Origin of the sequence: Roseiconus lacunae (genome assembly GCF_008312935.1) — a bacterium.
Classification (GTDB): domain Bacteria; phylum Planctomycetota; class Planctomycetia; order Pirellulales; family Pirellulaceae; genus Stieleria; species Stieleria lacunae.
In genome coordinates this window covers 1-722 of sequence record NZ_VSZO01000052.1, presented here as the reverse complement: position 1 = coordinate 722, position 722 = coordinate 1, and the positions used below count along the sequence as shown (strand labels likewise).

1 protein-coding gene is annotated in these 722 nt (G+C 54.8%); it reads right to left on the bottom strand.

Annotated elements, in window-relative coordinates; all coding sequences use genetic code 11:
• Positions 1-40: 40 nt before the first annotated feature.
• Positions 41-722 (bottom strand): hypothetical protein (locus FYC48_RS23155; RefSeq protein ID WP_203546993.1); only part of this gene is annotated, 682 nt, incomplete at its 5' end.

The window sequence follows — 722 nt, the reverse complement described above, 5'->3', positions numbered from 1 at the left end:
CTCGGCGGCTCACGTGCATCGTCTGGTTCGCCCATTTTCGTTAGCAGCGGGAATAGTCAAACTCAGGCGTTCGATGCTGAATCAGCTCGCCGAAAATCCAGTCTAGCATCTCTGAAAACGATCCGACAACGTACGACGCACCATTCTCGTGAGACAAGTAACCGGCATCGCCCGAAGAGTTGCAGACCATCATGTCGCCACAGGATGAGTTGCCGAATACCGTCGTTGCGTCGGCTGGAAATGTTGGATTTGTCGATGGTGTCCCGTAGTCGTCGACCGAAATGTGGTTGCGGCAGGGAACGATCCCGCCAGCAAACCCGATCGAATCCCAATGCGCTATGGATAGGAGATCGTAAAACGAAGCAAAACGGCTATCGCCACAGTCCGCGGTTGGTGTGCCAAGCATGCAAGGATATTGCGCAGGGTGAAACCATTGGAATGCAGCAGTTGTCGCTCGGTCCATCATGTACGTGTCTGCGAGCAGCAAAGTCCATCGACCGTCAGTTACAAAGTTGGCCAAGTACTTTCCTAGGTTCGGAATCACGGCCCTTGATGCAACTTCAGAAAAGTAGGCCGCAGGGTCGTGGAACGCTTCCCGAACGGAATCGGTGATGATGTCGCGATGCGATTCGGGCACGGAAGCTAGGTCGTCGCTGTCAGCGAGGACCAGTGTCGTGCCGCCACCGTCGTTGGGTCGTGTCAACATTTTGATTGGGCGAACG